23 protein-coding genes are annotated in these 21313 nt (G+C 72.4%); 15 read left to right on the top strand and 8 right to left on the bottom strand.

Features of this window, described 5'->3' with window-relative positions; translation table 11 throughout:
* The coding region (locus ABZ793_RS10985) for a metallopeptidase family protein (protein ID WP_357455254.1) at positions 1 to 379 on the bottom strand (379 nt) is incomplete at its 3' end.
* Between the two features lie 155 nt (positions 380 to 534).
* On the opposite strand from ABZ793_RS10985, the gene ABZ793_RS10980 reads away from it, so the two are divergent.
* Positions 535 to 903: a DUF3499 domain-containing protein gene (locus ABZ793_RS10980; protein ID WP_350703254.1), complete on the top strand. Its 369-nt coding sequence runs from the start codon at positions 535 to 537 to the stop codon at positions 901 to 903.
* Between the two features lie 132 nt (positions 904 to 1035).
* Here the strand turns inward: ABZ793_RS10980 and ABZ793_RS10975 are convergent, their stop codons facing one another.
* Together ABZ793_RS10975 and ABZ793_RS10970 are read right to left on the bottom strand one after the other, a co-directional pair.
* Positions 1036 to 2412, bottom strand: a complete 1377-nt coding sequence (locus ABZ793_RS10975; RefSeq protein WP_357455250.1) for an FAD-dependent oxidoreductase — start codon at positions 2410 to 2412, stop codon at positions 1036 to 1038.
* Between the two features lie 78 nt (positions 2413 to 2490).
* Positions 2491 to 3837 (bottom strand): aspartate aminotransferase family protein, encoded by a 1347-nt coding sequence (locus ABZ793_RS10970; protein WP_350703251.1) that lies wholly within the window; start codon positions 3835 to 3837, stop codon positions 2491 to 2493.
* Positions 3838 to 4589: 752 nt separating this feature from the next.
* On the opposite strand from ABZ793_RS10970, the gene ABZ793_RS10965 reads away from it, so the two are divergent.
* Complete coding sequence (locus ABZ793_RS10965) at positions 4590 to 5042, top strand: DUF5753 domain-containing protein (RefSeq protein WP_357455247.1); 453 nt, start codon at positions 4590 to 4592, stop codon at positions 5040 to 5042.
* The gene (locus tag ABZ793_RS10960) at positions 5033 to 5233 is read left to right on the top strand and encodes a DUF397 domain-containing protein (protein WP_357455245.1); all 201 of its coding nucleotides are present in this window, start codon (positions 5033 to 5035) and stop codon (positions 5231 to 5233) included. The genes ABZ793_RS10965 and ABZ793_RS10960 overlap by 10 nt, the downstream gene beginning before the upstream one ends.
* Here the strand turns inward: ABZ793_RS10960 and ABZ793_RS10955 are convergent, their stop codons facing one another.
* Positions 5234 to 5746, bottom strand: coding sequence for an Lrp/AsnC family transcriptional regulator (locus ABZ793_RS10955; RefSeq protein ID WP_357455242.1), 513 nt, complete (start codon positions 5744 to 5746; stop codon positions 5234 to 5236). It lies immediately after the preceding gene.
* Positions 5747 to 5951: 205 nt separating this feature from the next.
* Here ABZ793_RS10955 and ABZ793_RS10950 point away from each other — a divergent pair, with 205 nt between their 5' ends.
* From ABZ793_RS10950 to ABZ793_RS10910, 9 genes are read left to right on the top strand one after another with little or no spacing between them, the layout of a single operon-like run.
* The gene (locus ABZ793_RS10950) at positions 5952 to 7136 is read left to right on the top strand and encodes a spermidine/putrescine ABC transporter substrate-binding protein (RefSeq protein ID WP_350703243.1); all 1185 of its coding nucleotides are present in this window, start codon (positions 5952 to 5954) and stop codon (positions 7134 to 7136) included.
* Positions 7137 to 7141: 5 nt separating this feature from the next.
* A complete protein-coding gene (locus ABZ793_RS10945) occupies positions 7142 to 8317 on the top strand; it encodes an ABC transporter ATP-binding protein (protein ID WP_357455269.1) in 1176 nt (391 codons plus the stop codon).
* Positions 8314 to 9225, top strand: a complete 912-nt coding sequence (locus ABZ793_RS10940; RefSeq protein ID WP_350703240.1) for an ABC transporter permease — start codon at positions 8314 to 8316, stop codon at positions 9223 to 9225. Before ABZ793_RS10945 ends, ABZ793_RS10940 begins: the two co-directional genes overlap by 4 nt.
* A 2-nt stretch (positions 9226 to 9227) precedes the next feature.
* Positions 9228 to 10031, top strand: a complete 804-nt coding sequence (locus tag ABZ793_RS10935) for an ABC transporter permease (RefSeq protein WP_357455237.1) — start codon at positions 9228 to 9230, stop codon at positions 10029 to 10031.
* Complete coding sequence (locus ABZ793_RS10930; protein ID WP_357455234.1) at positions 10028 to 11488, top strand: FAD-dependent oxidoreductase; 1461 nt, start codon at positions 10028 to 10030, stop codon at positions 11486 to 11488. The genes ABZ793_RS10935 and ABZ793_RS10930 overlap by 4 nt, the downstream gene beginning before the upstream one ends.
* Positions 11488 to 12690 (top strand): saccharopine dehydrogenase C-terminal domain-containing protein, encoded by a 1203-nt coding sequence (locus ABZ793_RS10925; RefSeq protein ID WP_357455231.1) that lies wholly within the window; start codon positions 11488 to 11490, stop codon positions 12688 to 12690. Before ABZ793_RS10930 ends, ABZ793_RS10925 begins: the two co-directional genes overlap by 1 nt.
* Complete coding sequence (speB, locus tag ABZ793_RS10920) at positions 12687 to 13700, top strand: agmatinase (protein ID WP_357455228.1); 1014 nt, start codon at positions 12687 to 12689, stop codon at positions 13698 to 13700. The genes ABZ793_RS10925 and speB overlap by 4 nt, the downstream gene beginning before the upstream one ends.
* 59 nt (positions 13701 to 13759) lie before the next feature.
* Positions 13760 to 14155, top strand: coding sequence for a type II toxin-antitoxin system RelE/ParE family toxin (locus ABZ793_RS10915; RefSeq protein WP_357455226.1), 396 nt, complete (start codon positions 13760 to 13762; stop codon positions 14153 to 14155).
* On the top strand, positions 14152 to 14463 hold the full coding sequence (locus ABZ793_RS10910) for a helix-turn-helix transcriptional regulator (RefSeq protein WP_357455223.1): 312 nt from the start codon (positions 14152 to 14154) through the stop codon (positions 14461 to 14463). The genes ABZ793_RS10915 and ABZ793_RS10910 overlap by 4 nt, the downstream gene beginning before the upstream one ends.
* A gap of 84 nt (positions 14464 to 14547) precedes the next feature.
* Here ABZ793_RS10910 and ABZ793_RS10905 read toward each other — a convergent pair whose 3' ends face one another.
* From ABZ793_RS10905 to ABZ793_RS10895, 3 genes are read right to left on the bottom strand one after another with little or no spacing between them, the layout of a single operon-like run.
* Positions 14548 to 14928, bottom strand: a complete 381-nt coding sequence (locus tag ABZ793_RS10905) for a DUF6299 family protein (protein WP_357455266.1) — start codon at positions 14926 to 14928, stop codon at positions 14548 to 14550.
* Positions 14929 to 14943: 15 nt separating this feature from the next.
* Positions 14944 to 16218 (bottom strand): 4-aminobutyrate--2-oxoglutarate transaminase, encoded by a 1275-nt coding sequence (gene gabT / locus ABZ793_RS10900; protein WP_357455220.1) that lies wholly within the window; start codon positions 16216 to 16218, stop codon positions 14944 to 14946.
* Between the two features lie 5 nt (positions 16219 to 16223).
* Positions 16224 to 17660: a gamma-aminobutyraldehyde dehydrogenase gene (locus tag ABZ793_RS10895; RefSeq protein ID WP_357455217.1), complete on the bottom strand. Its 1437-nt coding sequence runs from the start codon at positions 17658 to 17660 to the stop codon at positions 16224 to 16226.
* Between the two features lie 135 nt (positions 17661 to 17795).
* On the opposite strand from ABZ793_RS10895, the gene ABZ793_RS10890 reads away from it, so the two are divergent.
* A complete protein-coding gene (locus ABZ793_RS10890) occupies positions 17796 to 19235 on the top strand; it encodes an aldehyde dehydrogenase family protein (RefSeq protein ID WP_357455214.1) in 1440 nt (479 codons plus the stop codon).
* Between the two features lies 1 nt (position 19236).
* On the opposite strand, the gene ABZ793_RS10885 is transcribed toward ABZ793_RS10890, so the two are convergent.
* Positions 19237 to 20469 (bottom strand): SUKH-3 domain-containing protein, encoded by a 1233-nt coding sequence (locus ABZ793_RS10885; RefSeq protein WP_357455211.1) that lies wholly within the window; start codon positions 20467 to 20469, stop codon positions 19237 to 19239.
* A 74-nt stretch (positions 20470 to 20543) separates the two neighbouring features.
* On the opposite strand from ABZ793_RS10885, the gene ABZ793_RS10880 reads away from it, so the two are divergent.
* Positions 20544 to 20963: a YbaB/EbfC family nucleoid-associated protein gene (locus ABZ793_RS10880; protein ID WP_357455208.1), complete on the top strand. Its 420-nt coding sequence runs from the start codon at positions 20544 to 20546 to the stop codon at positions 20961 to 20963.
* The gene (locus ABZ793_RS10875) at positions 20963 to 21301 is read left to right on the top strand and encodes a hypothetical protein (protein ID WP_357455205.1); all 339 of its coding nucleotides are present in this window, start codon (positions 20963 to 20965) and stop codon (positions 21299 to 21301) included. The genes ABZ793_RS10880 and ABZ793_RS10875 overlap by 1 nt, the downstream gene beginning before the upstream one ends.
* Positions 21302 to 21313 lie beyond the last annotated feature (12 nt).

Raw genomic sequence — 21313 nt, 5'->3', positions numbered from 1 at the left:
CCGCGAGATCCTCGCGGTCCATGGCGCGGAACTCCAGCGGCCGGCGGTAGAGCACGATCCGCGGGGGCACCTCCTGCCGGCCCGGCCGGCCGGGCAGCAGTCGGGCGAGCGGCACCTCGCCGTCCTCCAGCACGTCGGAGTCGTAGACGTTCAGGTCCGGCGGGACGTCCTCCACCGCGAACTCGACCCCGGCCAGTTCCTTGGCGAACCGCCGTTCCAGGGTCTCGACGGTGTCCAGCACGAGGTCGTCGAAGATCTCCGCCTTCGTCCGCGCCAGCGGCACCGTCGCCGGCACCAGTCGCCCGCGCAGGCCGCGCCCGTGCCGGTCACGGTGGGCGCGCCGGCCGGGACCGGGGCGGCGGTGTTCCGGGCTCGTCATGAGGGACAGGTTAGCTCCCGTACCGACCTGGCCTGCGGCAGCGCGGCGGGTGCGGCGCGGCGCGGGTCGCGCCGGACAGAATTGTGATCACCGTGACGGGCGTGTCGCAACGCGAAGCAGTGCGCCGGACCCGGTAATGGGGATACCCTGCCGCCGTGAGGTCACCACGGCGCTGCTCCCGTAACGGCTGCCCCCGGCAAGCAGTCGCCACGCTGACCTATGTCTACAACGAGTCGACAGCCGTGGTAGGGCCGCTGGCCGCCTTCGCCGAGCCGCACACCTACGACCTCTGCGAGCCGCACGCCCGCAGCCTGACCGCGCCCCGCGGTTGGGACGTGGTCCGGCACGAGGGCGAGTTCGAGCCCCCGCCGCCCACCACCGACGACCTGGTCGCGCTCGCCGAGGCCGTTCGCGAGGCCGCCCGCCCGGTGGCACCCCGCCCACCCGAGGGCGACGAGAGCCTCAACACGGCCCCCCAGACGGGCCGCCGCGGCCACCTCCGCGTCATCCCCCCCACCCACTAACCCGCCGCCCCCCGGGCCCTCCGGCCCCCTCCCACCCCCGCCTCCGCGCGTTGATCATGAGTTGTTGGCACGAGCTTCGGCGTGTCGCGGCAACTTCATGATCAACGGGCTCTGGGTGGGTGGGGGCGTGGGTCAGTGGCCTAGGAGGCGGGTGAGGAGGGTGGCGCGGCGGGAGGGGCGGTCCGTGCGGTTCTCCGCCGCGTCGGCGGAGGACATCAGCCGCAGGGCCGCGTTCACGGCCAGCCAGCGCAGCGGCTCCGGCTCCCACTTCGGGGAGCGGTGGTTCACCCAGGGCAGAGCGGTCAGGTCCGTCCGCTCGCCCCGGATCAGGTCGGCCAGGGTCCGACCGGCGAGGTTGCTGGTGCCCACGCCGTCGCCGACGTAGCCGCCGGCCCAGGCCAGCCCGTCGGCCCGGTCGAAACCGACCGAGGCCGCCCAGTCCCGGGCCACCCCGAGCGGGCCGCCCCAGGTGTGGGTCACCGGCACGTCCGGGCCGAGCACCGGGAACAGTTCGCCGAGCGTACGGCGCAGTGCCGCGAAGACCGCCGGCTCCCGGTCGTGGCCGGGCAAGACCCGGGAACCGAAGTGGTAGGGCGCGCCCCGGCCGCCGAAGGCGAGCCGCCCGTCGGCGGTGCGCTGGCCGTAGACGATGACGTGCCGGTGGTCGGAGAAGGTCTCCCGCTCGGCGAGGCCGATCCGCGCCCAGGTCGCGGCGGGCAGCGGCGCGGTGGCGACCATCAGCGAGTAGACCGGCGCGACGGTGCGGCGCTGCCCCGGCAGGCCAGGCGTGTAGCCCTCGGCGGCCCGCACCACCACCGGCGCGCGCACCGTGCCGGCCGGGGTCACCGCCGCACCGGCCCGGATCCGGGTCACCCGCGTGCCCTCGTGGATCGTCACCCCTCGGCGCTCCACCGCCCGGGCCAGCCCGCGCACCAGCCGGGCCGGGTGCACCGCCGCGCAGTGCGGGGTGTACGTGCCGCCGCGTACCCCCTCGGCGGCGCAGCGGGCGGTGGCCTCGTCGGCGTCGAGCAGCGCCAGGTCCTCCGGCCCGAGCCCGTACGCCCGCGCCTCCGCGACGGCCGCGCGCGCCCGGTCGAGCTGGGGGGTGGTGCGGGCGAGCACCACCGTCCCGCCGTACGCCCAGTCGCAGTCGATGCCCTCGGCCGCGACGACCCGGCCGACCTCGGCGACGGTGGCGTGCAGGGCGCGCTGCATGGCGATCGCGGCGCCCCGCCCGTGCCGGCGGGCCAGCGCGGTCAGCGAGGTGGGGAACAGCGCCGAGCACCAGCCCCCGTTGCGGCCGGACGCGCCGTAGCCGGCGACCTGTGCCTCCAGCACGGTGATCCGCAGCGTCGGGTCGGCGACGGCGAGGTAGTACGCCGTCCAGAGCCCGGTGTAGCCGGCCCCGACGATCACCACGTCCGCGTCGGCGTCGCCGGCCAGCGGCGGGCGCGGGGTCAGCGGCTCGTCCACGGTGGACAGCCAGTACGACAGGTCCTGGTAGCGCATCGGCCGCTCCGGGTGCGGAACGGCCGGGTCGACCACGCGCCGCGGGGCGCGCGGCCGGCCCGGCCGGGTGGACGAGGGTTACAGGCGCGCCCACGCCTCGGTGAGCACGGCGCGCAGGATCTGCTCGATCTCGTCGAACTGCTGCTGCTCGGCGATCAGCGGCGGCGCGAGCTGCACGACGGGGTCGCCCCGGTCGTCGGCGCGGCAGTAGAGCCCGGCGGAGAACAGCGCGGTGGACAGGAAACCGCGCAGCAGCCGCTCGGACTCGGCCTCGTCGAAGGTCGCCCGGGTGGTCTTGTCCTTGACCAGCTCGATGCCGTAGAAATAGCCGTCGCCGCGCACGTCGCCGACGATCGGCAGGTCGTGCAGCTTCTCCAGGGTGGCGCGGAAGGCCGCCTCGTTGGCCCGGACGTGCCCGACCAGGTCCTCGCGGGCGAAGACCTCCAGGTTGGCCAGGGCCACCGCGCAGGAGACGGGGTGGCCGCCGAAGGTCACCCCGTGGGCGAACATGCCGGTCTCGGTCAGGAACGGCTCCATCAGCCGGTCGCTGGCGATCATCGCGCCGAGCGGGGCGTAGCCGGAGGTGATGCCCTTGGCGGTGGTGATGATGTCGGGCTGGTAGCCGTACCGGACGGCGCCGAAGTATTCGCCGAGCCGGCCCCAGGAGCAGATCACCTCGTCGGAGACGAGCAGCACGTCGTACGCGTCGCAGATCTCCCGGACCCGCTCGAAGTAGCCGGGCGGCGGCGGGAAGCAGCCGCCGGAGTTCTGCACCGGCTCCAGGAACACGGCGGCGACCGTGTCCGGCCCCTCCCGCTCGATGGCCCGGCCGATCTCCTCGGCGGCCCAGCGGCCGAACGCCTCGGGGGAGTCGCCGTGCTCGGGGGCGCGGTAGAAGTTGGTGTTCGGCACCTTGATGCCGCCGGGGACCAGCGGCTCGAAGTCGCTCTTGATGCCGGGCAGGCCGGTGATCGACAGCGCGCCCATCGAGGTGCCGTGGTAGGCGATGTACCGGCTGACCACCTTGTGCTTGTTCGGCCTGCCGGTGCGCTTGAAGTAGGCGCGGGCGAGCTTCCACGCCGCCTCGACCGCCTCCGAGCCGCCGGTGGTGAAGAAGACCCGGTTCAGGTCACCGGGGGTGAGCGTGGCGATCCGCTCGGCCAGCTCGACGGCCTTCGGGTGCGCGTACGACCAGAGCGGGAAGTAGGCCAGCTCGCCCGCCTGCTTGGCGGCGGCCTCGGCCAGCTCGGTGCGCCCGTGGCCGGCGTTGACGACGAAGAGCCCCGCGAGGCCGTCCAGGTAGCGGCGGCCCTGGGCATCCCAGACGTACGCGCCCTCGCCGCGCACGATGGTCGGCACCTCGCCGGCGGAGTAGCTCGCCATCCGGGTGAAGTGCATCCAGAGGTGGTCGGTGGCGTCGGCCATGTCAGCCCCATCGGGTCTCGGGCCGGTCAGGGGTGACACCGGCCGCTCTGCCCACGGTTATCCCACAGTCCGGCAGCCAAAAGCAAGTGGGATCGGTGGCGTGTGGTCGATCTGGCAACGGAATCAGCGAGTAGTCAAAGCGTGAACGACGGAATCCGTATCGCGAGGGTTGTGAGGTGAACGGTGGGTGGGATCGCGTCGGGCGGACGCTGTCGAGCTGCCCCGCCGGTGAGACCGCGTCGAGCTGCCCCGTCGGTGAGGCCGCGTCGAGGGCGTCGCGATCGGGACACCTTCGGGGCACTTCGGCCGCGCTCGCGGCGCACCTGAGGTGCGCGAAACACATCCCACCGCGACACGCCGGTAGGCGGCGGACGCCGGCACCGAGCGTGGCTATCGTGCGCCGGAGCGTGAACCCGCGTGGAGGGAGGATCCGATGGCCAACGAGGCGCTGCGGGTGGCGATGGCCGCCAAGGGAGAGACCGTCGAGTCGCTGGCGGAGAAGGTGCGCGTCGACCCGAAGACGGCGGGCCGGTGGCTCACGTCGGGCCGGATTCCGCACCCCAGGACCCGGCTGGCGGTGGCCGAGGTGCTCGACCGCGACGCCGCCGAGCTGTGGCCCGAGCCGTTCCGCCGCCGCGACCTGCCATGGTTCCGCCCCTGGGCCGAGCTGGAACAGGACGCCATCTCGATCCGCACCTACGAGCCACTGGCTGTGCCGGGCCTGCTCCCAGACCGAAGGCTATGCGCGGGCGATGCTGCGGGTCGGAGGATTGCTGCCGTCGGCCGAGGTGGAGCAGGTGGTCGCCAGCCGGCTCGCCCGGCAGTCGGTGCTCTGCCGCGACTGCCCGCCCCAACTGGTCGTCGTGATCGACGAGGTCGTGGTGCGTCGGATGGTCGGCGACCGGGCGGTGATGCGCGGGCAGCTCGGCCACCTGGTGGAGGTCGCACAGTTGCCGCACGTGCAGGTGCGGGTCATCCCCGCTGACAGTCCGTGGCGCACCGGGCTGTCAGGCTCCTTCGTCCTCGTTCGGCAGCCGGACGGGGTCGAAGTGGCCTATCTGGACAATCAGTTGCGTGGTCAGGTCGTGACCGAGAGCGCAGACGTTGCTAGCCTGGGCGCCAGGTGGGAGAGCGTCACCGGTGAGGCGTTCCCCCGCCGCCGGTCGATCGACCTCATCCGAGAGGCGGCGAAGACATGGACCTGACCCGCGCCCGCTGGCGCACCGCCACCCGCAGCAGCAACAACGGCGGCAACTGTGTCGAGGTGGCCGACAACCTGCCCGGGCGGGTGCTGGTCCGGGACAGCAAGGACCGTGCCGGCGGCACCCTCAGCTTCGCGCCCGACGCCTGGCGGGCGTTCGTCGCCTCGGTCGGGCGTGACGGGGGCGCGCGCTGATCAGGCGGTGCCCCAGGTGTACGTCTGCTTGCGCAGCTTGAGATAGACGAACGCCTCGGTGGAGAGCACGCCCTCGACCGACCGCAGCCGCTGGAGGATCTCCAGCAGGTGGTCGTCGTTGCGGCAGACCACCTCGGTCAGCAGGTCGAACGAGCCCGCCGTGATCACCACGTAGTCGACCTCGTCCAGCTCGGCGAGGCGGTCGGCCACGGCCTCCAGGTCGCCGTTCGTACGCAGGCCGATCATGGCCTGGCGGGGGAAGCCGAGCTGGAGCGGGTCGGTCACCGCGACGATCTGCATCACCCCGGCGTCGAGCAGCCGCTGCACCCGCTGGCGCACCGCCGCCTCCGACAGCCCGACCGCCTTGCCGATGGTCGCGTACGGCCGGCGGCCGTCCTCCTGGAGCTGTTCGATGATCTGCTTCGCCACGTCGTCGAGCAGTACGTGGCTGGCACCCTCGCGGACGGTGACCCTGCGTCCGCCGTTGCCGTTGTCGTGCTGCCGGTTCGTCATCGACCGCTCCCCATGTCCGTGCCCGCGCTGAGCCTAGTGCCCCCGGGCAGTCTGGCGTATTTCGTCGTGCAGAGCTATTCCGGCAACGGAATCCCTTGTAAGGAAGGTCACCTCATGTCAGGATCAGTCGTCCACCGCACCTGACCCTCCCGCCGGCGCGCCACCCCCGTTCCCGCCGCCGACGATGACCCCTAGGAGTCGTCACATGCGTACTCCCTTTCGGCCCCTCACCCGGCGTGGACTCCTGACCGGCACCCTCGGCTCGGCCGCGCTGCTCGCCGCCGGCGGCTCGCTGGCCGGCTGCGGCACCAAGGCCGCCACCCAGACGGAGGCCGGCTGCGTCAGCGAGGACCTGTCTGCCACCGAGAAGAAACTGGCCTTCTCCAACTGGCCGCAGTACATGGACGTGGACGAGAAGGACGAGTCCAAGCGGCCGACCCTCGACGCGTTCGTCGCCCAGAGCGGCATCCAGGTCGCCTACACCGAGGACGTCAACGACAACAACGAGTTCTTCGGCAAGGTGCAGAACCAGCTCGCGGGCTGTCAGGGCACCGGCCGGGACGTCATGGTCCTCACCGACTGGATGGCGGCGCGGATGATCCGCCTCGGCTGGGTCCAGAAGCTCGACAAGTCGAAGCTGCCCAACGTCGAGGCCAACCTGCTGCCGTCGCTGCGCAACCGGTCCTTCGACCCCGAGAACCAGCTCGCCATCCCGTGGCAGTCCGGCCTGGCCGGGCTGGCCTACAACGGCAAGGTGACCAAGGAGATTCGGACGGTCGACGAGCTGCTCACCCGCCCCGACCTCAAGGGCAAGGTGACGGCGCTGTCCGAGATGCGCGACACCATGGGCCTGCTGCTCCAGTCGAACGGCCACGACCCGGCGAACTTCACCGGCCCGCAGTTCGACGACGCGCTCAACAAGCTCAAGAAGGCCGTCGACTCCGGCCAGATCCGCCGGTTCACCGGCAACGACTACGCTCCGGACCTCGCCAAGGGCGACATCGCCGCGTGCATCGGCTGGTCCGGCGACGTCATCCAGCTCGGCTTCGAGGACGACAAGGTCAAGTTCGTGGTGCCCGAGTCGGGCGTGATGCTCTGGTCGGACAACGTCCTCGTGCCGAACAAGGCCACCCACAAGGGCAACGCCGAGCAGATCATCAACTACTACTACGACCCGGCGGTCGCCGCGAAGCTCGCCGCGTTCGTGAACTACATCTGCCCGGTCCAGGGTGCCAAGGCCGAGATGGAGAAGATCGACCCCGAGCTGGCCGCCAACCCGCTGATCTTCCCCGACGACACCATGCTGTCGAAGTCCAAGGTCTTCATGGCGCTGGACGAGAAGCAGGAACGCGAGTACGAGAGCAAGTTCCAGCAGGTCATCGGGGCGTGAGCGGCATGGGCGGCATGGGCGGGGCGACTGTGGGGCGCGAGACACCGGCCGGCGACCTGCGGCTGGCCAGCCTCACCAAACGGTTCGGCATCTTCACCGCCGTGGACGACCTCAGCCTGACCATCCCGCAGGGCTCGTTCTTCGCCCTGCTCGGGGCGTCCGGCTGTGGCAAGACCACCACCCTGCGGATGATCGCCGGGCTGGAGGAGCCGACCAGCGGGCAGGTGCTGCTCGGCGACCGGGACATCGCCCGGCTGCGCCCGTACAAGCGGCCGGTGAACACCGTGTTCCAGAGCTACGCGCTCTTCCCGCACCTGAACGTCTTCGAGAACGTGGCCTTCGGGCTGCGGCGGCGCGGCATCCGATCGGTCGACGACCAGGTCAGGGGCATGCTCGCGCTGGTGCAGCTCGACGACTACGGCCACCGCCGTCCCGCCCAGCTCTCCGGCGGGCAGCAGCAGCGGGTCGCCCTGGCCCGCGCCCTGGTCAACCGCCCGCAGGTGCTGCTGCTCGACGAGCCGCTGGGCGCGCTCGACCTGAAGCTGCGCCGGCAGATGCAGATCGAGCTGAAGCGGATCCAGACCGAGGTCGGCATCACGTTCGTGCACGTCACCCACGACCAGGAGGAGGCCATGACGATGGCCGACACGGTCGCGGTGATGAACGCCGGGAAGATCGAGCAGCTCGGCGCACCCGCCGACATCTACGAGTTCCCGGCCACCGCGTTCGTGGCGAACTTCCTCGGCCAGTCCAACCTGCTCGCCGGCGAGGCCGCCGGTCCGGGCGGCGGCGAGGTGGCGGTCTCGGCGCACGGCAACCGCTTCTCGGTGCCCGCCGGCCGGGCCCGGGTCGACCGGGGGCCGGTCCACCTGGGCGTACGCCCGGAGAAGCTGCACCTGGTCGACGGAGTCGACCAGGTGCCCGCCGGGCACCAGCACGTCACCGGGTTGGTCACCGACGCCTCCTACGTCGGGGTCAGCACCCAGTACCTGCTGCGCACCGGCTGGGGCAGCGAGCTGTCGGTCTTCGTGGCCAACAGCGGCGTGACCGGCCCGCTGGCGGTGGGCAGCGAGGCGGTGGCGCACTGGGACCCACGGCACGCCTTCCTGCTGCCCCGGGCGCCCGGCGAGCACGACCGGACCACGCCGGTCCTGGACGAGCCGGTGGGTGCGTCCTCGTGACAGCCCTCGCGCACATGCCCGGTTCGGGGCGGTCGGCGGCGCCCCCGCCGGCCCGCCGGTCCGGTCGGCACCGGTTCCTGCCGTACCTCCTCCTGCTGCCCGGCGCGGCGTGGCTGTTCCTCTTCTTCGCCGTGCCGCTGTTCCAGCTCGCCGCCGCCAGCCTCTACGACCCCGCCGGCTCGCTCGCCACCGGGTACGCGCTGACCTGGGCGGTCGGCAACTACCCGGACGCGCTCGCGGCGTACTGGCCGCAGTTCACCCGGTCGTTCGTGTACGCCGGCATCGCGCTGGTGCTGGCGCTGCTGATGGGCTACCCGCTGGCGTACGCGATCGCGCAGAAGGCCGGCCGGTGGAAGAACCTGCTGCTGGTCTGCGTGGTCGCGCCGATGTTCACCAGCTTCCTGGTGCGCACGCTGGCCTGGAAGACGATCCTGTCCGACAACGGCTGGGTCGTCGGGCTGCTGCGCGACGTGCACCTGCTCGCCCCCGACGGCCGGCTGCTGGCCACCCCGGTCGCGGTGGTGCTCGGCCTCACGTACAACTTCCTGCCCTTCCTGGTGCTGCCGCTGTACGCGAGCTTGGAGCGGCTGGACCACCGGCTGCTGGAGGCGGCGAGCGACCTCTACGCCAGCCCGCTGCGGGTGTTCCGCCGGGTCACGCTGCCGCTGTCCATGCCGGGCCTGGTCGCCGGCACGCTGCTGTTCTTCATCCCGGCCAGCGGCGACTACATCAACGCCGAACTGCTCGGCACCCCCAACGAGTACATGATCGGCAACGTCATCGACTCGGCGTTCCTGGTCCGGCTGGACTACCCGCAGGGCGCGGCGCTGTCCTTCCTGCTGATGGCGGCGATCCTCGCGGTCGTCTTCGTCTACCTTCGCCGGGCCGGCACGGAGGAGGTGCTCTGACCGTGGGACACCGCATCGGTCGCTGGCTCGCCGAGCGCTGGGTGATGGGCGTGGCGCTGCTGGTGCTCGGCTACCTCTTCCTGCCGATCGCCGTGGTCGCCGCCCTGTCCTTCAACCGCCCGTCCAGCCGCCTGTCGTACGACTTCAACGAGTTCACCCTCGACAACTGGCGCAACCCGTGCGCCACCTCCGACATGTGTGACGCGGTGGTGCGCAGCGTCCAGATCGGCTTCATCGCCACCGTCGTCGCCACGGTGCTCGGCACCCTGATGGCGTTCGCGCTGGTGCGGCACCGGTTCCGCGGCCGGTCCGGGATCAACGTGCTGATCTTCCTGCCGATGGCCACCCCCGAGCTGGTGATGGGCACCTCGCTGCTCGCCCTCTTCGTCTCCGCCGGGGTGCCGCAGGGCTTCTGGACCATCGTCATCGCGCACGTCATGTTCTGCGTGTCGTTCGTGGTGGTCACCGTCAAGGCGCGGCTGGCCGGGATGGACTCCCGACTGGAGGAGGCCGCGATGGACCTCTACGCCAGCGAGTGGCAGACCTTCCGGCGGATCACCCTGCCGCTGGTGCTGCCCGGCATCGTGGCCGCCGCGCTGCTGGCGTTCTCGCTGTCGTTCGACGACTTCATCGTCACGAACTTCAACGCCGGCACCACCGTCACGTTCCCGATGTACGTCTGGGGCGCCGCCCAGCGGGGCATCCCGCCGCAGGTCAACGTCATCGGCACGGCGATGTTCGTGATCGCGCTGCTGCTGGTGCTCGCCAGCACCCTGCGCGGCCGGCGGGCGAAGCGGCTGCCGTGACGCCCCCGCACACCGGCCGGGCGCTCGCCGACGCGGCGCCCGTGCCGTACTGGCTGGACCGCCCGGAACGCCCCGACCCGCTGCCGCCGCTGCACGGCGGCACCGACACCGACCTGCTGGTCGTCGGCGGCGGCTACAGCGGCCTCTGGGCGGCGCTGCTCGCCAAGCAGGACGACCCCGGCCGGGACGTGCTGCTGGTGGAGGCGGGCACCTGCGGCTGGGCGGCGTCCGGGCGCAACGGCGGGTTCTGCGCCGCCTCCTTGACCCACGGCCTGACCAACGGCGCCGAGCGCTTCCCCGACGAGATCGACGTGCTGGACCGGCTCGGCCGGGACAACCTGGACGCCATCGCCGACACCGTGACCGCGTACGGCATCGACTGCGAGTTCGAGCGCACCGGCGAGCTGTCCGTGGCGGTCGAGCCCCACCAGCTCGACGGGCTGGCCGCCGACGTCGACCTGGCCCGCCGGTTCGGCCACGACGTGCGGCTGCTCGACCGCGACGAGGTACGCGCCGAGGTGGACTCGCCGACGTACCTCGGCGGGCTGTGGGACCGCGACCGGGTGGCGATGCTGGACCCGGCGAAGCTGGCCTGGGGCCTGCGCCGCGCCTGCCTCGACCTCGGCGTGCGGATCCACGAGCACACCCGGGTCACCGGGCTGCGCCGCGACGGGGCCGCGCTGCGCGCCACCACCCGCGGTGGACCGTCCGGCGCTCCCGGGGCCGACGACCCGGGACCGGGCGGCCACGGCGCCCCCGGCTCGGTGCGCGCGCGGCGGGTCGTCCTCGCCACCAACGCGTTTCCGCCACTGCTGCGCCGGCTGCGGGCCTGGCTGGTGCCGGTCTACGACTACGCGCTGACGACCGAGCCGTTGACCGCCGCGCAACGCGAATCGATCGGCTGGCGCAACCGGCAGGGGCTCGCCGACACCGGCAACCAGTTCCACTACTACCGGCTCACCGGCGACGGGCGGATCCTCTTCGGCGGCTACGACGCCGTCTACCACTACGGCAACCGGATGGCCCCCGAACTGGCCCAACGGCCGGCCACCTTCACCGCCCTCGCCCAGCACTTCTTCGCCACGTTCCCGCAGCTCGCCGACGTGCGCTTCAGCCACCGCTGGGGCGGCGTCATCGACACCTGCACCCGGTTCTGCCCGTTCTTCGGCACCGCGTACGACGGCCGGCTGGCGTACGCGGCCGGCTACACCGGCCTCGGCGTCGGCGCCACCCGGTTCGGCGCCCGCGTGGTGCTCGATCTGCTCGGCGGCGGGCAGACCCCACTGACCCGGCTCGACCTGGTGCGCAGCAAGCCGCTGCCGTTCCCGCCGGAGCCGTTGCGGGCCACCGGCATCCACCTCACCCGCTGGTCCCTGGCCCGGGCCGACGCGCGAGCGGGACGGCGCAACCTCTGGCTCCGTACGCTCGATCGTCTTGGTTTGGGGTTTGATTCCTGATGCGGATCCTGCTCGTCGGCGCCGGTGGGGTCGGCTCCGCCGCCGTCGCCATCGCCGCCCGCCGCTCCTTCTTCGAGACCATGGTCGTCGCCGACCGCGACCCCGCCCGTGCGGCGCGGGCCGTGGCCGGCCACGGCGACCGGTTCGTCCCCGCCGCCGTCGACGCCTCCTCGGCGGACGCGGTCGCCGCGCTGTGCCGCGAGCACCGGATCACCCACGTGCTCAACGCGGTCGACCCGCGCTTCGTCATGCCGATCTTCGACGGGGCGTTCGCGGCCGGCGCGGACTACCTCGACATGGCCATGTCGCTGTCCCGGCCGCACCCCGACCGGCCGTACGCCGAGACCGGGGTCAAGCTCGGCGACGACCAGTTCGCCGCCGCCGACCGCTGGTCGGCCGCCGGCCGGCTGGCGCTGTGCGGCATCGGCGTCGAGCCGGGCCTGTCGGACGTCTTCGCCCGCTACGCCGCCGACGAGCTGTTCGCCGAGATCGACGAGATCGGGGTACGCGACGGCGGCAACCTCACCGTCGACGGCTACGACTTCGCGCCGTCGTTCTCCATCTGGACCACCATCGAGGAGTGCCTCAACCCGCCGGTGATCTGGGAGGCCGGCCGCGGCTGGTACACCACTCCGCCGTTCTCGGAGCCGGAGGTGTTCGACTTCCCCGAGGGCATCGGCCCGGTCGAGTGCGTCAACGTCGAGCACGAGGAGGTGCTGCTGATCCCGCGCTGGGTCGCGGCGAAGCGGGTCACCTTCAAGTACGGCCTCGGCAACGAGTTCATCGAGGTCCTCAGGACCCTGCACAAGCTCGGCCTCGACGCGGCGTCCCCGGTGCGGGTGAGCGGCGTGACCGTCGCGCCTCGCGACGTCGTGGCGGCCTGCCTGCCCGACCCGGCGACCCTGGGCGACCGGATGCGCGGCAAGACCTGCGCCGGCACCTGGGTGCGTGGCACGGCGCGCGACGGCGGGCCGCGCGAGGTCTACCTCTACCACGTCGTCGACAACGAGTGGTCCATGGCGGAGTACGGCCACCAGGCCGTCGTCTGGCAGACCGCCGTGAACCCGGTCGTCGCCCTGGAACTGCTCGCCACCGGCGCGTGGTCCGGGTCGGGGGTGATCGGCCCGGAGGCGCTGCCCCCGCGCCCCTTCCTCGATCTGCTCACCGGTTACGGCTCACCCTGGGGGATGCAGGAGCGATGACCCGCTACGGCCCGATGTTCGGCCCCGACGTCACCTTCCTCGGCGTCGACCGCTGCGCCCTCGACGACCCGTCGTCCTTCGCCGACGCCGACGTCGTGATCGTCGGCGCGCCCTTCGACGGCGGCACCTCGCACCGGCCGGGCACCCGGTTCGGCCCGTCCGCCATCCGGCAGGCCTGCTACCTGCCGCACGACGGCTCCCGCCCGTCCCTCGCGCTGCGCGTCGACGCGCTGCGCGACCTGCGGGTGTACGACGCCGGCGACGTCGAGATGTTCTCCGGCGACATCGAGCGGTCCCTGGCCGCCCTGGAGTCGGCGGTTTTCGCGGTCGCCTCGGCCGGGGCGATCCCCGTCGTGCTCGGCGGCGACCACTCCATCGCGCTGCCCGACGCGACCGGCGTCGCCCGCCACCACGGGCTGGGCCGGGTGTCGCTGGTGCACTTCGACGCGCACGCCGACACCGGGGACATCGAGTTCGGCAGCCTGCACGGGCACGGCCAGCCGATGCGCCGGCTCATCGAGTCCGGCGCCGTACGCGGCGACCGGTTCCTCCAGATCGGCCTGCGCGGCTACTGGCCCGGCCCCTCGGTCCTGTCGTGGATGGCGGAGCAGCGGATGCGGTCGTACGAGATGACCGAGCTGGTCGCCCGGGGCCTGGACGAGTGCCTGACGGAGGCGTTCGGGATCGCGGTGGACGAGTGCGAGGGGGTCTTCCTCTCCGTCGACGTGGACGTGGTCGACCCGGGCATGGCACCCGGCACGGGCACCCCGGAGCCCGGCGGGCTGACCTCCCGACAACTGCTCGACGCGGTCCGGCGCTGCTGCTACGAGCTGCCGGTCGTCGGCGTCGACGTGGTCGAGGTCGCCCCGCCGTACGACCACGCCGACATCACCGCGTACCTGGGCAACCGCGTGGTGCTCGAGGCGCTGTCGGCCATCGCCCGCCGCCGCCGCGACGCCGCCGGCCACCCGCCCTGGACCCCGACCCAACCCCTCCTCGATTCCCGCTGATCGCAGATCACCCCGTCCGGGCACCACGGAGCCTGTTTAGTTCGGGCTATAGTTACATCATGAGTGCTCTGGCCGGGGGGCATTGGTCCGTGCGGGTCACCGGCGAGGTCCGGCAGTGGCTCCGGGAGCTGCGGCGTACCGATCCGGACACGTACCGGAGCGTGAGCGTGGCCGTCGACATGCTCGCGGAGGTCGGGCCCGGGCTGGGGCGTCCGCTGGTCGACACGCTGCGGGGTAGCGCCATCAGTAATCTCAAGGAGTTGCGTCCCAGGTCGGGACGGGACGTCGCGGTCCGGGTGCTGTTCGTCTTCGATCCCTGGTCCCAGGCCGTCCTGCTCGTGGCAGGCAACAAGGCGCACAACTGGACGCGCTGGTACCACGACCACATTCCACTGGCGGAGGTCGCTTACAAGGCTTGGCTCGACCACGAGCGCAGGCGAAGGGGGGAGTCGTGACCGAGTTCTACGACTGGGAAGACGTCCGTGACGAGCTTCGTGACGACGAGACGGAGCACGAGAGGGAGCGGGCGCGTACCGAAGCGTGGGTGAGCGCGTTCCACCTGGCCGAGGAGCGTAAGCGACTGGGGCTGACCCAGCGCCAGGTGGCCGAACTGATGGGTGTCACCCCGGGACGGGTCAGTCAGATCGAGAACGGTCACCTCGATGTCAACGAGGTCGCCACGCTGAGCCGCTACGCCGCAGCCCTGGGCGCTCGGCTCCGCATCATCTTCGACTACGGCAACGACCTGCGGCAGATCGCCTGACCGTCCGCCTCCCGACCCGACGGCGCCGGATCCCCCGGGCGGATGACCCGGGGGACCGGTGTGCGTGCGGACGTCGCCTCAGGATCAGGCGCCGCCACTGAGTCGTACCGGCTCGGTGGTTTCCGCAACGGCGGTGGTGTCGACGACGAGCCGGGCGCTGGCGGTGGCCTGGCCGCCACGGAACGCGCCGTTGCTGGCCGGGATCGTCGCCGTCCACGTGCCGGAGCTGGTGTCGTCGGTGCACTCCGGGATCTCGGTGAACGCCGAGCCGGTCACCGTGGATACGCGACCGACGCGCTGACTGAGGTTGACCTCGATGAAGGCGAAGCCCCTCGCGTCGCCGCAGTCGTAGGTGCCGCTGATGGTGGCGGTGCCCGATTGGGCGTCGAAGGTGCCGACCCTTCGATATCTGGCAACGAAGCGTGAACAAGGGTAGGGGTGCGGTGGCGCCCGGCGGACCGCCAGCTGCCGAAAGCCTCGTCAGCTGCGGAAAGCCTCGTCCAGGATGTCCAACCCCCGGCGCAACTCTGTGTCGGAGATCACCAGCGGCGGCAGGAAGCGCAGCACGTTGCCGTACGTGCCGCAGGTCAGGGTGAGCAGGCCGGCGGCGTGACAGGCCGCCGAGACCGCCGCCGTGGCGACCGGGTCGGGCGTCAGGGTGCCGGGCCGGACGATCTCCACGGCGAGCATCGCGCCCCGGCCGCGTACCTCGGCGATGCGGGGATCGCGGTCCGCCACGGCTCGCAGGCCCGCCGTCATCGCTGCGCCGATCCGGCGGGCCGCCCCCGCCAGGTCCAGCTCGTGCATGGTCGCGATCGACGCGAGCGCCGCCGCGCAGGCGATCGGATTCCCGCCGTACGTGCCGCCGAGCCCGCCGACGTGCACCGCGTCCATCAGGTCGGCCCGGCCGGTGACCGCGGCCAGCGGCAGGCCACCGGCGATGCCCTTGGCCAGGGTGACCAGGTCCGGCTCCACGTCCTCGTGCTGGCAGGCGAACCAGTCGCCGGTGCGGCAGAACCCGGTCTGGATCTCGTCGGCCACGAACACCACCCCGGCCGCCGTCGCCCACTCCCGCAGCGCCGGCAGGAACCCCGGCGCCGGTACGACGAACCCGCCCTCGCCCTGGATCGGCTCGATCAGCAGCGCGGCGACGTTCTCCGCGCCGACCTGCTTCTCGATCGTCTCGATCGCCCGGGCCGCCGCGGTCGACCCGTCGAGCCCGCCGTCGCGCAGCGGGTACGACATCGGCACCCGGTAGACCTCCCCGGCGAACGGCCCGAACCGGTGCTTGTACGGCATGTTCTTCGCGGTCAGCGCCATGGTCAGGTTGGTCCGGCCGTGGTACGCGTGGTCGAACACCACCACCGCCGACCGCCCGGTGGCGTGCCGGGCGATCTTCACGGCGTTCTCCACCGCCTCGGCACCCGAGTTGAACAGCGCGGACCGCTTGTCGAACGCGCCCGGGGTGAGCGCGTTGAGTTGCTCGCAGACCGCCACGTACGACTCGTAGGGGGCGACCATGAAGCAGGTGTGCGTGAAGCGCTCGACCTGCGCCCGCACCGCCTCGACCACGCGCGGCGCGGAATTGCCGACGTTGGTGACGGCGATGCCGGCGGCGAAGTCGATCCACTCCCGGCCGTCGACGTCGATGATGGTGCCGCCCGACGCCCGGTCCACGTAGGACGCGATGGTGCTGCCGACGCCGCGGGCCACGGCCGCGCCGCGCCGCTTGTGCAGTTCGTCCGAGGAGGCCATCGCGCTCAGCCCTCGATGTTGTGCATGACGTGCTTGATCCGGGTGTAGTCCTCCAGGCTGTAGACCGAGAGGTCCTTGCCGTGGCCGGAGTGCTTGAAGCCGCCGTGCGGCATCTCCGAGACGAACGGGATGTGCGTGTTCACCCAGACGCAGCCGAAGTCGAGCCGGCGGGTCATCCGCATCGCCCGACCGTGGTCCTTCGTCCAGACCGACGCCGACAGGCCGTATTCGACGCCGTTGGCCCAGCGCACGGCCTCGTCCTCGTCGGAGAACCGCTGCACCGTGATGACGGGCCCGAACACCTCGTCCTGGATGATCTCGTCGGACTGGCGCAGCCCGCTGACGACGGTCGGGGCGTAGAAGTAGCCGCGGTCGCCGAGGCGCGAGCCGCCGATGCGGAGGTCGGCGTGGTCGGGGAGCCGGTCGACGAAGCCGCTGACCCGGGAGAGCTGGTTGGCGTTGTTGAGCGGGCCGTAGAGCACGTCCGCGTCGTCCGGCGCGCCGGTCTTCGTGTTGCGGGCCTGCTCGGCCAGCGCCGCCACGAAGTCGTCGTGGACGCCGGGGCCGGCGAGCACCCGCGTCGCCGCCGTGCAGTCCTGCCCGGCGTTGAAGTAGCCGCCGACCGCGATCGCCTCGGCCGCCGCCGCCACGTCCGCGTCGTCGAAGACCACCACCGGGGCCTTGCCGCCCAGCTCCAGGTGGGTCCGCTTGAGGTCGGGGGCCGCGGCGGAGGCGACCTCCATGCCCGCGCGGGTCGAGCCGGTGATCGACACGAGCTGCGGGGTCGGGTGCGACACGAGCGTACGACCGGTGTCCCGGTCGCCGCAGACCACGTTGAACACCCCCGGCGGGAAGAACTCCGACGCGATCTCGGCCAGCAGCAGCGTCGACACCGGCGTGGTGTCCGACGGCTTGAGCACCACCGTGTTGCCGGCGGCCAGGGCCGGGGCGATCTTCCAGACGGCCATCATCAGCGGGTAGTTCCACGGAGTGACCTGCGCGCAGACGCCGATCGGCTCGCGCCGCACGTACGACGTGTGCCCCGCCATGTACTCGCCGGCCGAGCGACCCTCCAGCATCCGGGCCGCCCCGGCGAAGAAGCGGAACTGGTCGACCGCCGGCGGCAACTCCTCCTCGGCGGTGAGCTGACGCGGCTTGCCGGTGTTGCGTACCTCGGCGTCGACCAGTTCGCCGGCGCGGGCCTCGACCGCGTCGGCGAGCCGGAGCAGCGCCTTCTGCCGCTCGGCCGGGGTCGTGTCCCGCCAGGTCTCGAAGGCGTCGGCGGCGGCCCGCATCGCCGCGTCCACGTCCCCGGGCCCGGACACCGGGGCCTGCGCGAAGACCTCTCCGGTGCACGGGTCGACCAGGTCGGCGTAGCCGCCGTCGGTCGGCTCGACGTAGTCGCCGTTGACGAAGTTGCGCAGCTGCTGCTGGTCACTCATGACGGGCTCACTCCGAGAGGGGGTGGTTTGCGGCGGTTATCGCAATCTGACTGCCATCTTGGCCACTGAATTCGCGGCAGACAAGGGTTGGCGCGACTGTTTCCGTGGAAGGGTTGGTCGTCTACGCTGCTCCACGTGGAGTCCGCAGCCTTCTATGTCGCCTCCCGCCCCGCCCACGGCGAGGGCGAGCTGACCGTCCACCACCCTTACGACGGGCGCGCCGTCGGTCGTACCACCCTCGCCACCGCCGCCCAGGTCGAAGCGGCCGTCGCGGCAGCCGCCGGGGTGGCCGCGACGGCTGCGGCCCTGCCCGCGCACGCCCGCGCGGCGGCCCTGGACCACGTGTCCCGGCGGCTCGCCGAGCGGGCCGACGAGATCGCGCGCCTCATCACCGCCGAGAACGGCAAGCCGCTCAAGTGGGCGCGGGCCGAGGTGGGCCGGGCGGTCTCCACCTTCCGCTGGGCGGCCGAGGAGGCCCGACGGTTCTCCGGCGAGCTGCAACGCCTCGACACCGACCCCGCCGCCACCGGGCGGATCGCCCTGGTCCGGCGGGTGCCGAAGGGGCCGGTGCTCGGCATCGCGCCGTTCAACTTCCCGCTCAACCTCGTCGCGCACAAGGTCGCCCCGGCGATCGCGGTCGGCGCCCCGATCGTCGTCAAGCCCGCCCCCGCCACCCCGCTGTCCGCGCTGCTGCTGGGCGAGCTGCTCGCCGAGACCGACCTGCCGGAGGGGATGTTCTCGGTGCTGCCGCTGCCCAACGAGCGCGCCGCCGAGCTGGTCGCCGACCCCCGGCTGCCGGTGGTGTCGTTCACCGGCTCCGGGCCGGTCGGCACGGCGATCCGCCGGTCCGTCCCCGACAAGCACGTCACCCTGGAGCTGGGCGGCAACGCCGCCGCCGTGATCTGCGAGGACTGGAACACCGACGAGGATCTGACCTTCGCCGCGCACCGCATAGCGACGTTCTCCAACTACCAGGCCGGGCAGTCGTGCATCGCCGTGCAGCGGGTCTACGTGCACGAATGGCTCTACGACGCGTTCCTGCCCCGGCTGGTCGCGGCCGTGCAGGAACTGCGCACGGGCGACCCGTCCGACGAGCTGACCGACGTCGGCCCGCTGGTGTCCGAGGAGGCCGCCCGCCGCGTCGAGGCGTGGGTGGACGAGGCGGTCACGGCCGGCGCCACCATCGAGGTGGGCGGCCGGCGCGAGGGCGCCACCTACCCGCCGACCGTGCTCACCGGAGTGTCGGCGGACGCCAAGGTCTGCGCCGAGGAGGTCTTCGGGCCGGTGCTGGTGGTCGCCCCCGTCGAGCACGACCAGGCCGCGTTCGCCGCCGTCAACGACTCGGCGTACGGGTTGCAGGCGGGCGTCTTCACCCATCGCCTGGATGTCGCCTTCGCCGCGCACCGCGCCCTGGAGGTCGGCGGGGTCATCGTCGGCGACGTACCGTCGTACCGGGCCGACCAGATGCCGTACGGCGGGGTCAAGGGCAGCGGCGTCGGGCGCGAGGGACTGCGCAGCGCGATGGAGGACTACACCGACCCGCGCGTCATGGTGCTGACCGGGGTGACGTTGTAGCTCACCAGGTGCCGTCGTCGCGGACGCGGGCCGGGGCGCGGCCGAGCAGCAGGGTGGTCAACGCGGCGTCGACGTCCGCGCCGAGGAACCACTCGCCGGCCTGGTCCAACGCGAACACCCGGCCCCGCTCGTCGACGGCGAGGATGCTGTCACCGTGCTCGGACCCCATGGGAAAGAGCCGCACTCCGAGGACGGCGGCGAAATCGGCCAGCGTGTCGGCCGAGTGCGCGCTCCGGAGCGGATTGGTCGTGAACCGACTGATCCACACCTCCTCGCCGGGGCCCCGGCGACTGCTCACGACGGCGGGGAAGGCGGTCAGCGCCCGCTCCGCCGCCGGGAACGGCTCGTGGCGGTGTCGCTGGCCGGTGACCTCGCACGTCTCGCGCATAGCCCCGGCGGCCAGGGCCGGATTGAACTCGCTGTCCTCCCAGCCGGCCTCCATCAATGCGTCCGCGACCGCGGGTGGAAAGCGGTCCGGATGATGCGGGCGCTGTGGCTCAGGATGCCATTCGGCGGTGAAGGCCAGCTCGGACCAGGGCAACACGTTGAAGTGCACCAGGAAGTTGAGACACGAGTCGCAGGCACGCTCGGCCCTGCCGCCGTACGGGTCGCCCGGCTCGCGCACCCGGAAGACCTCGAGGCGAGCACCGCGCAGCAGTGTCTCCGCGTCGGCCATGCCCAGTGGGGCGATGCCCTCGGCGGCGCGGCGGTGGTCGTAGTCGTGCAGGGCGTCCGAGACGACGATCAGCTCGGCGTGCCGGTCGCCGCCGCGCGCCAGGTGGCCGGCGGGCAGCTCGTCCAGGTAGGCGCGGACCAGCGGGTGGTGGTGCAGCTCGACGTCGCCCTTGGCCCCCTGCGCGCGGAACAGCCGGCCCTCGACGGTCAGGTGCGCCGCCGTGCCGGGGGTCGGTAGCCGGCGGATCTCGCGGAGCAGTTGGCTCGCCGGATCGACGGTGCGCGGCGCGCCGGGACCCGCCGCCCGGCTCGTGCGGTACATCTGCTCGACGATCTCCACCGGCACGCGCGGCCAGGTGGTCACCTCGCCGGTCTGTTTGTCCACCACGGTGGTCGGCAGCTCGCCCGGCACCGTCCTCGCGTCGAGGGACACAGTGGACGTGATCACGTAACCGAGGTCGAACTCGTCGACCATCGGGCGGCACTCGTGTCCCAGGCGCTGCGACTCGCGGCGGGCCCACACGGCGGCGAGTTGCTCGGCCTGCTGGCGATCGATCACGGGCTCGAAACTACCGGACCCCACGGAATCGTGGCGGCCGGTATGGTTCGCCCTACCGACGGTGACCGGGGAGGGTGGCGTTGGGCGAGAGCGTGGACCGGGACGCCAATCGCGCGCTGCGGGCGCGGTTCGACGAGGTGTACGGGGACTACCGGCGACTTCGGTCCGGTTTGGACGAGCTGCGGGTCCGGCTCGCCGAGCTGCGGGTGACGGAGCGCTCCGACGACGGCCAGGTGACCGCGACCGTCGGGGCCCGGGGCGAGCTGATCTCGGTGGAGCTGCACCCCTCCGTCTACCACGACCGGGACGCGAAGGCGTTGAGCCGGAAGATCACCACCACGATCCACCGGGCCGGTACGACCGCCGCCTCCGCCACCCAGGAACTGGTGGCCCGCTACCTGCCCGCCGGCTCCGGAGCGGTCGACTTCCTGCGTACGGGTGACTTCGGGTCGTTGCTGGGCCGGGCGGACTCGGCGCTGCGCCGGGGCGAATGATGGACGGGCAGCTCTGGCTCGACCCGCAGCGTGCCCGGCGCGGCGGCACGGACCTCTCGCTCGCCGGCGAGGCCGTCGGCGCACGGCGCCGCGAGGTGGGCGGGGCCATAGCGGCGGCGAGCGCATCCCGGCCGTGGGGGAAGGACGACATCGGCGCGGCCTTCGAGCAGAAGTACCGGGGCTTCGAGGAGCTGGTGCTGCGCGTGTGGGAGGGAGTGGGGCGGCACCTGGAGGGCCTCGGCACCGACGTGGTCCGGTCCGTCGACGCCAACCTCCGCACGGACGCGTCGAGCGCCGGCCGGATCGACCGCGCCGGCGACCGGCACCAGCAGCGCTGATCCGCGGAGGAG

The organism is Micromonospora sp. NPDC047465 (assembly GCF_040643125.1).
In the GTDB taxonomy this organism is placed as follows: domain Bacteria; phylum Actinomycetota; class Actinomycetes; order Mycobacteriales; family Micromonosporaceae; genus Micromonospora.
This window is presented reverse-complemented; position numbering and strand designations above follow the sequence as displayed.

Bases quoted from the DNA above. Each gene is read 5' to 3' on its own strand.
- ABZ793_RS10945 (WP_357455269.1), top strand. From the start codon at position 7,142: ATGGGCGGCATGGGCGGGGCGACTGTGGGGCGCGAGACACCGGCCGGC.
- ABZ793_RS10970 (WP_350703251.1), bottom strand. From the start codon at position 3,837: ATGGCCGACGCCACCGACCACCTCTGGATGCACTTCACCCGGATGGCG.
- ABZ793_RS10915 (WP_357455226.1), top strand. From the start codon at position 13,760: ATGAGTGCTCTGGCCGGGGGGCATTGGTCCGTGCGGGTCACCGGCGAG.
- ABZ793_RS10955 (WP_357455242.1), bottom strand. From the start codon at position 5,746: ATGACGAACCGGCAGCACGACAACGGCAACGGCGGACGCAGGGTCACC.
- ABZ793_RS10875 (WP_357455205.1), top strand. From the start codon at position 20,963: ATGGACGGGCAGCTCTGGCTCGACCCGCAGCGTGCCCGGCGCGGCGGC.
- ABZ793_RS10895 (WP_357455217.1), bottom strand. From the start codon at position 17,660: ATGAGTGACCAGCAGCAGCTGCGCAACTTCGTCAACGGCGACTACGTC.
- ABZ793_RS10965 (WP_357455247.1), top strand. From the start codon at position 4,590: ATGCTGCGGGTCGGAGGATTGCTGCCGTCGGCCGAGGTGGAGCAGGTG.
- ABZ793_RS10950 (WP_350703243.1), top strand. From the start codon at position 5,952: ATGCGTACTCCCTTTCGGCCCCTCACCCGGCGTGGACTCCTGACCGGC.
- ABZ793_RS10975 (WP_357455250.1), bottom strand. From the start codon at position 2,412: ATGCGCTACCAGGACCTGTCGTACTGGCTGTCCACCGTGGACGAGCCG.
- ABZ793_RS10960 (WP_357455245.1), top strand. From the start codon at position 5,033: ATGGACCTGACCCGCGCCCGCTGGCGCACCGCCACCCGCAGCAGCAAC.
- ABZ793_RS10925 (WP_357455231.1), top strand. From the start codon at position 11,488: ATGCGGATCCTGCTCGTCGGCGCCGGTGGGGTCGGCTCCGCCGCCGTC.
- gabT (WP_357455220.1), bottom strand. From the start codon at position 16,218: ATGGCCTCCTCGGACGAACTGCACAAGCGGCGCGGCGCGGCCGTGGCC.
- speB (WP_357455228.1), top strand. From the start codon at position 12,687: ATGACCCGCTACGGCCCGATGTTCGGCCCCGACGTCACCTTCCTCGGC.